Raw genomic sequence first — 7,716 nt, forward strand, 5'->3', positions numbered from 1 at the left:
TTTTGGTACTCTGAGTAATAAAAGTAATCCTACAACAAAAAATAAGATTAAAAATAAGATAGCATTTTGGATTTTACCCGTTACATCAGCAATATAACCATAGGTAAACATTCCAATTACAATTCCAATTTTCTCTGCAACATCGTAAAAACTAAAAAACGAAGTAGTGTCTTTAGTATTTTCAGGAATAAATTTAGAATAAGTAGATCGTGATAAAGATTGAATTCCTCCCATTACTAATCCTACAAAAGCTGCAGCAATGTAAAAATCATTTGGAGTGATTACAAAATAGGCATAGGTACAAATTAAAATCCAAGAAAAATTTAAACCAATTAAAACTACTATATTTCCATATTTAGCAACTAGTTTAGAGGTTAGCCAAGCACCTAAAACAGCAATTAATTGAATTAATAAAATACTCACAATTAATCCCATTGTTCGCTTACTATCGCTTCCCCATTGCACTTCTTTTTCTCCAAAATAAGCGGCAATAATCATGATAGTTTGCACTGCCATACTATAAACGAAGAAAGCCCCTAAATAACGTCGTAACGACTTTAATTCTTTAATTTGTTTCCAAACCTTTTGTAACTCTTTGAAGCCATTAAAAATTACATTTTTATGCAACTTGTTGTCATTTTTATTATTTGGTAAGTAGTAGTAAGTGTATTGACTGAATCCTATCCACCAAATTCCAACTAAAAGAAATGAATAACGCATCATTTGAAGTCTTTCTTTATCATTATCCACCGACATAACCATGTATAAACAAATCAATAATAGAACAACACTACCAACATAACCCAAACTAAATCCTTTTGCACTGATTTTATCTTGTTGTTCTTTGTGAGCGATATCTGGTAAATAGGAATTATAGAAAACTAAACTTCCCCAAAAACCAATTAAGGCTAGTAGATAAGCTAATAAACTAAAAACGATTTGGTCATTCTCTGTTTCAATTGAAAAAAAGTATAAACTCATACAAGAAATAGCTCCTACATAACAGAAAAGCTTCAAGAAAAACTTTTTATTTCCTAAATAATCGGCAATTCCTGATAATAATGGTGAGATAAAAGCAATGATTAAAAATCCTAAAGCGGTAACATAACTTATCAAGGCCTCACTTCGAATAGAAAAACCAAACAAGACAATCTCTTCAATATTTTTTTGGCGGAATAAAGCACCGTAGTACAATGGAAAAATAGTTGAAGAAATCACCAAAGCGTAAACCGAATTAGCCCAATCGTAAAAAGCCCAAGCATTTAAAAGTTTTGAATCTCCTTTTTGAAGTTGTTGCATAAAAGTTATTTTAAATAAAAAATCCCGACAGTGTCGGGATTCAAATATAATAGTAATTTTTTAATTATTTAAAAGTAACTCCAAACTTAGCTGCTTCGGCTTTTGCTTGCGGAATTAAAGCGGTTAATTCTTTAATACGTGTTTCGTTACTTGGGTGTGTACTTAAGATTTCTGGTGGTGCTTGTCCACCTGAATTAGCTGACATACGCTCCCAAACTTTTACGGCGTTAATTGGGTCATAACCTGCTATCGCCATTAATGTTAATCCAATCATATCAGCTTCACTTTCATGAGCACGACTAAAAGGTAACATTCCTCCTACTTGAGAACCTACTCCATACGCCTGCATAATTAAAGCTTGTGTTTGAGGATCTTTGTTACCAACAGCTACTTGAGTTCCAACAGCTCCCAATTGCTGTAAAAGTCCGGCACTCATACGTTGTTGACCATGATTTGCAAGTGCGTGAGCTACTTCGTGCCCCATTACTGCAGCAATTCCTGCATCGTCTTTACAAATTGGTAAAATTCCTGTATAAAAAACAATTTTTCCACCAGGCATACACCAAGCATTTACTTCTTTACTGTCTACTAATTTATATTCCCAAGCATAATCCTTTAAATAATCTGCTTGATTATGAGCCGTTAACCATCTTTCTGATGCTGTTTTTATTTTAGAACCAATTGTCTCAATTCTTTTTGCATCGGCAGTACCTTTTATAACCTTATTTTCAGATAAAAATTGATTATATTGTTGAAAAGCCGATGGAAAAATTTGACTATTAGGAACTAATGCCATTGTACTTTTTCCTGTAAACGGATTCTTAGCGCATGATACAACTAGTATCAATATAGCAAATGCGATAAATTTAAATTTGAAATTCATGAGTGAAAATTTTTTACAAAAATACGATTTTATAGTTTAACAATTCATCACTAAACAAATTTTGTACCAATTTACAATCTTAAGTAATTTAGAATTTAACTTTATTTTATTACCTTCATTTTACTACCCGATTTACATAAATTGTAACTTGCGCAAAATTTCAGATTATGCCCAAAAAGAAACAAAAACAATCACAAGTTATTGAAATACCTAAACCTATTTTATATATAGCTAAATTTCTCCAAGCTATTTCATCAAGTTTAACAATTAAATTTGCTGCAAAACTTTTTACGACTCCAATCCGCCATAAATTACCAAAACGTGAATTACACATGGAACGCGAAAGTGTTCAAAAAAGTATTATGGTTCCAGCTATAAACAAAGAAGTTGTTGTGTATGAATATGGAAAAAGTGATAAAAAAGTACTTTTAGTTCACGGATGGTCTGGTCGTGGAACACAATTGGTTAAAATTGCTGATGAATTATTAAAATTAGGCTACATGACCATAAGTTTTGATGCGCCAGCACACGGAAAATCGAAAGGAAATTATTCCATTATGACCGAGTTTATTGCTTCAATCTTAGAATTAGAAAAGCAATATGGTTCATTTGAATATGCTATTGGACATTCGCTTGGTGGAATGTCGGTTTTAAATGCTATAAAACAGAATCTTCAGGTTAAAAAAGCAGTAACCATTGGAGCTGGTGATATCATTCAAGATATTATTGATGATTTTATCAAGAAATTACAATTAAAACCAGAATACGGAATCAAATTAAAAGATCATTTTGAAAAACGTTTTGTCGGAAAAATGGATGATTATTCGGCCTACAAAGCAGCTGCTGAAATTAGAATCCCAGTTTTAATCATGCATGATAAAGAAGATGATGATGTTTCCGTTAAAGCGGCTTATCATATTCATGAACATTTACAAGGTTCAGAACTTGTAATTACCGAAGGTTTAGGTCATCGTAAAATTCTTGGTGATGATGAAGTCATAAAAAAGATAACAGCTTTTATTTCAAAATAAAAAAAGTCCTTCGGTTTGAAGGACTTTTTACTTTTTTAGAAGTTTGGTGACAAATTGTATTTTTTGTAGAAGTTATCTAATGCTTCTAATACCTCATCTTCTGTATCTACTACTTTGATTAAGTTCATATCTTCTGGACTGGCGTTTTTCATTTTGTCAATCATCACGTTTTTAATCCAATCTAATAAACCTGACCAAAATTCAGTTCCCACTAAAATAATTGGGAATTTTCCAATTTTCTTCGTTTGAATTAAGGTAACCGCTTCGAATAATTCGTCTAATGTTCCAAATCCTCCTGGCATTACCACGAAACCTTGTGAATATTTTACGAACATTACTTTTCTCACGAAGAAGTAATCAAAGTTTAAGTTTTTATCTTTATCGATATACGGATTAAAGTGTTGCTCAAAAGGCAATTCAATATTTAAACCTACCGAAGTTCCGCCTCCATAATGCGCTCCTTTGTTACCAGCTTCCATGATACCAGGACCACCACCGGTAATTACTCCGTAACCTGCTTTACTAATTTTGTAAGCGATTTTCTCGGCTAATAAATAATATTTGTCTTCTGGTTTTGTTCTTGCCGAACCAAAAATAGATACACAAGGACCAATTCTTCCCATCGATTCGTAACCGTTTACGAATTCTGACATGATTTTAAAAATTGCCCATGAATCATTGGTTCTTATTTCATTCCAAGTCTTTTGCTTGAATTTCTCTTGAATTCTGTGGTCTTCGTTTTCGTACTGATCTGCTGCCATAGTAATTTTAGTTAATTTGTTTGTAAACAAACTATTACGATTAAATAATAAAGTTTTAGCAGTGTTGTTGTGTGTAGTAATTAGGTTGCTAAGATAATTCTTTTTTCAAAAACTGCGCTGTATAACTTTTTTTATTTTTTACAATTTCTTCTGGAGTTCCTTTCGCAACGACTTCTCCGCCGCCTTTTCCACCTTCGTAACCAATGTCGATAATGTAATCTGATAATTTTACTACATCTAAATTATGTTCGATAATTAACACTGTGTTTCCTTTATCGACTAACTTATTGATGACATCCATTAATACGCGAATATCTTCAAAATGTAATCCTGTTGTTGGTTCATCTAGAATATAAAACGTATTTCCAGTGTCTTTTTTAGAGAGTTCTGTTGCTAATTTGATACGCTGTGCTTCACCACCTGAAAGCGTTGTGCTTTGTTGGCCTAATGTGATATAACCTAATCCAACATCTTGAATCGTTTTAACTTTTCGATAAATTTTTGGAATATTTTCAAAGAAATCTACCGCTTCATCCACCGTCATGTTCAACACATCCGAAATTGATTTTCCTTTGTATCGAATTTCCAATGTTTCTCGGTTGAAACGTTTTCCCATACAGGTTTCGCATTCCACGTAAACGTCTGGTAAAAAACTCATTTCAATGGTTCTAACACCTGAACCTTCACAAGTTTCACAACGACCACCTTTTACATTAAAACTGAATCTTCCTGGTTTGTAGCCACGAATCATCGCTTCAGGCGTTTGCGTGTATAAACTTCTAATTTCTGAAAAAACATCAGTATAAGTTGCTGGATTGGAACGCGGTGTTCTTCCAATCGGACTTTGGTCGATGTCGATTACTTTGTCGATATGTTCTAAACCTTCGATTTTTTTGTAAGGCTGTGGTTTTTTAACAGCATTGAAAAAATGCGCATTTAATATCGGATACAACGTTTCATTAATCAATGTTGATTTTCCACTTCCTGAAACTCCAGTAACACAAACCAATTTTCCAAGCGGAATTTCAATCGAAACATTTTTCAAGTTATTACCCGTTGCTCCCGATAATTTAATTGATTTACCATTGCCTTCACGACGTGTTTTTGGTACTTCAATTTGCATTTTACCATTCATGTACTGAGCCGTAATGGTATTTTCTTTCAACAATTCTTTCGGAGTTCCTTTACTGATGATTTGTCCACCAAAACGACCTGCTTTTGGACCAATATCAATCACATAATCGGCACGCTCAATCATGTCTTTGTCGTGTTCCACTACGATTACTGAATTTCCGATATCGCGTAAACTTTCTAATGATTTAATCAAACGCTCGTTGTCTCTTTGGTGCAAACCGATACTTGGTTCATCTAAAATATATAAAACGCCAACCAATTGCGAACCAATTTGCGTAGCCAATCGAATGCGTTGCGCCTCACCACCCGAAAGCGATTTTGAGCTTCGATTTAGTGATAAATAATTCAAACCTACATCTAATAAAAATTGCAATCTCGCTGTGATTTCTTTTACAACCTCAACTGCGATAACTTTTTGCTTTTCAGATAAATGATTGTCTAAATCAGCAAACCATTCGGATAATTCGGCAACGTCCATTTGAACTAACTCGCCGATATTCTTTCCGTTTAATTTGAAATATAATGACTCTTTTCTCAAACGCGTTCCTTCACATTCTGGACAATCGTTTTCGTCCATGAATTCTTTAGCCCAACGCTTGATACTTGCCGAATCGGAATTATCGTATTGATTTTTGATGAAATTTGAAATTCCTTCAAAATCGATTTTATAATCTTTCGTAATTCCCATAACCTTTGAAACGACAGAGAATTTTTCGTTTCCACCATACAAAATCATGTCCATTGCTTCTTGCGGAATGGTTTCGATGGCATCAGTTATTTTGAAATCATATTTTTGTGCGATAATTTCCAATTGCTTGAAAATCCACGAACTTTTATATTCGCCCAAAGGAGCAAAACCACCATTTTTTATAGATGATTTTGGATTTGGGATAATTTTTTGAAGGTTGATTTCATTCACCGTTCCTAATCCGTTACAACACGGACAAGCACCTTTTGGAGAGTTGAATGAAAAATTATTCGGTTCCGGATTTGGATACGAAATTCCAGAAGAAGGACACATTAAATTACGGCTGTAAAAACGTACTTCTTTACTTTCTTGTTCGATGACCATCATTACATCTTCGCCATGATACATCGCGGTTTTGATACTTTCTGAAAGTCGCTTATCAGTGTCTTCTTCTAAATCAATCGCCATTCTATCAATTACGATTTCGATGTCATGCGTTTTATAACGATCGACTTTCATACCGTATTCTAAATCACGAATTTCGCCATTTACACGAACTTTTAAGAAACCTTGTTTGGCAATTTGCTCAAATAATTCGCGATAATGTCCTTTTCTAGAACGAACAACCGGCGCCAAAATATTGATGCGTTTTCCATTAAAATCCTCTAAAATCAATTGCTTAATTTGCTCATCGGAATACGAAACCATTTTTTCACCCGTATTGTAACTGTAAGCATCAGCGCCACGAGCATACAACAAACGTAAAAAGTCATAAATTTCAGTAATTGTTCCAACGGTAGAGCGAGGCGATTTACTTGTTGTTTTTTGCTCAATAGCAATCACTGGCGAAAGTCCGTCGATTTTATCTACATCAGGGCGTTCTAATCCACCCAAAAACTGACGTGCATAAGCTGAGAAGGTTTCGATGTACCTTCTTTGACCTTCAGCGTAAATAGTATCAAATGCCAATGACGATTTTCCAGAACCCGACAAACCTGTAATAACTACAAGTTTTTCGCGAGGAATCGTAACATCTATGTTCTTAAGATTATGAGCTCTTGCTCCAATAATTTCGATAGTTTCTTCTGTGTGTTGCATGTTTTTTTAAGCAAAACGCAAAGATACTGAATTGTAAACTTATAAACTAACTAAGTTGTCAGTCAAATTATATAGTTTGTTTACTTATAAAAATACCATTTAGAACCATCAAAAACAGCAATTGCTTTATTATAAGTATCATAACACATGGTTCCCGGATGAGGATTTACAAGGTTTAAATGAGGTTGATCAATTTTTGGAAGAATAAGTGCTTTTGTTTGTGATTCTAGAACTAATACTCCATCAGCACTTGAAGAATTTGCTCCAATTATAACACCATTTCCAGTTTCTGGTGAAGTATTTAAATTAATATCTGATGTATCGCCAAGTTTTGGGGTAAGATTTTCCCACACATTATTTTGCCTAATCTTAACTCTACCATTTGTATAATCGTATAAAATTGTTCCATTAGTAGCGGCACTTCCTGTTGGTAAACTAGTAACCGATGGAAGAATTATTCCTCCTTTAGCTGGGTTTTCAAAATCTAAAATACCATCGCCATCAACACTTGATTTTCCTATTCCAACTTGTGAAAAAATAAAAAATGGTGTTAGAATTATAATCGTTATTAAAATCTTTTTCATAGTTAATAATTTAATCATTAATACAAGCTAACTGGATACAATTCCATGTAGTTCCGTTGTACAACTGAAAGCAGTTTAAAGAAGTATTATAAATCAACATTCCTTCTATTGCATTTAACGCATCGCGTTCAGTAGTTGTTAATCTTGTTATTACCAAACCTTTTGAACTGGAATCTAAAACTAAAGCTCCGTTATTAATATTGGTTAACCAATTTGAATCTATATTTTGAAAAGTTCC

6 protein-coding genes and 1 pseudogene are annotated in these 7,716 nt (G+C 33.5%); 1 reads left to right on the forward strand and 6 read right to left on the reverse strand.

Features of this window, described 5'->3' with window-relative positions; all coding sequences use genetic code 11:
• The coding region (locus tag L6Q46_RS11030; protein WP_291284348.1) for an MFS transporter at window positions 1-1,299 on the reverse strand (1,299 nt) is incomplete at its 3' end.
• A 64-nt stretch (window positions 1,300-1,363) separates the two neighbouring features.
• The gene (locus L6Q46_RS11035) at window positions 1,364-2,182 is read right to left on the reverse strand and encodes a M48 family metallopeptidase (RefSeq protein ID WP_111567576.1); all 819 of its coding nucleotides are present in this window, start codon (window positions 2,180-2,182) and stop codon (window positions 1,364-1,366) included.
• Between the two features lie 167 nt (window positions 2,183-2,349).
• Between L6Q46_RS11035 and L6Q46_RS11040 the strand changes: the two genes are divergently transcribed.
• Entirely contained in the window at window positions 2,350-3,213 is an 864-nt protein-coding gene (locus L6Q46_RS11040; RefSeq protein ID WP_291284349.1) for an alpha/beta hydrolase, read from the forward strand.
• 35 nt (window positions 3,214-3,248) lie between these two features.
• Here L6Q46_RS11040 and L6Q46_RS11045 read toward each other — a convergent pair whose 3' ends face one another.
• From L6Q46_RS11045 to L6Q46_RS11060, 4 genes and pseudogenes are all read right to left on the reverse strand, one after another.
• Window positions 3,249-3,974, reverse strand: coding sequence for a TIGR00730 family Rossman fold protein (locus tag L6Q46_RS11045; RefSeq protein WP_111567574.1), 726 nt, complete (start codon window positions 3,972-3,974; stop codon window positions 3,249-3,251).
• An 88-nt stretch (window positions 3,975-4,062) separates the two neighbouring features.
• Window positions 4,063-6,894 carry an excinuclease ABC subunit UvrA gene (uvrA, locus tag L6Q46_RS11050; protein ID WP_291284350.1) on the reverse strand — a complete coding sequence of 944 codons (2,832 nt, stop codon included), beginning with the start codon at window positions 6,892-6,894 and terminating at the stop codon, window positions 4,063-4,065.
• Window positions 6,895-6,974: 80 nt separating this feature from the next.
• Window positions 6,975-7,478, reverse strand: a complete 504-nt coding sequence (locus L6Q46_RS11055; RefSeq protein ID WP_291284351.1) for a hypothetical protein — start codon at window positions 7,476-7,478, stop codon at window positions 6,975-6,977.
• Window positions 7,479-7,488: 10 nt separating this feature from the next.
• Window positions 7,489-7,716, reverse strand: a pseudogene (locus tag L6Q46_RS11060) (hypothetical protein); the annotation flags it as partial.

This window comes from Flavobacterium sp., from assembly GCF_023151265.1.
In the GTDB taxonomy this organism is placed as follows: Bacteria; Bacteroidota; Bacteroidia; order Flavobacteriales; family Flavobacteriaceae; genus Flavobacterium.

Coding starts and splice junctions, on each gene's coding strand:
- L6Q46_RS11035 (WP_111567576.1), bottom strand. CDS start 2,182: ATGAATTTCAAATTTAAATTTATCGCATTTGCTATATTGATACTAGTT.
- L6Q46_RS11040 (WP_291284349.1), top strand. CDS start 2,350: ATGCCCAAAAAGAAACAAAAACAATCACAAGTTATTGAAATACCTAAA.
- uvrA (WP_291284350.1), bottom strand. CDS start 6,894: ATGCAACACACAGAAGAAACTATCGAAATTATTGGAGCAAGAGCTCAT.
- L6Q46_RS11045 (WP_111567574.1), bottom strand. CDS start 3,974: ATGGCAGCAGATCAGTACGAAAACGAAGACCACAGAATTCAAGAGAAA.
- L6Q46_RS11055 (WP_291284351.1), bottom strand. CDS start 7,478: ATGAAAAAGATTTTAATAACGATTATAATTCTAACACCATTTTTTATT.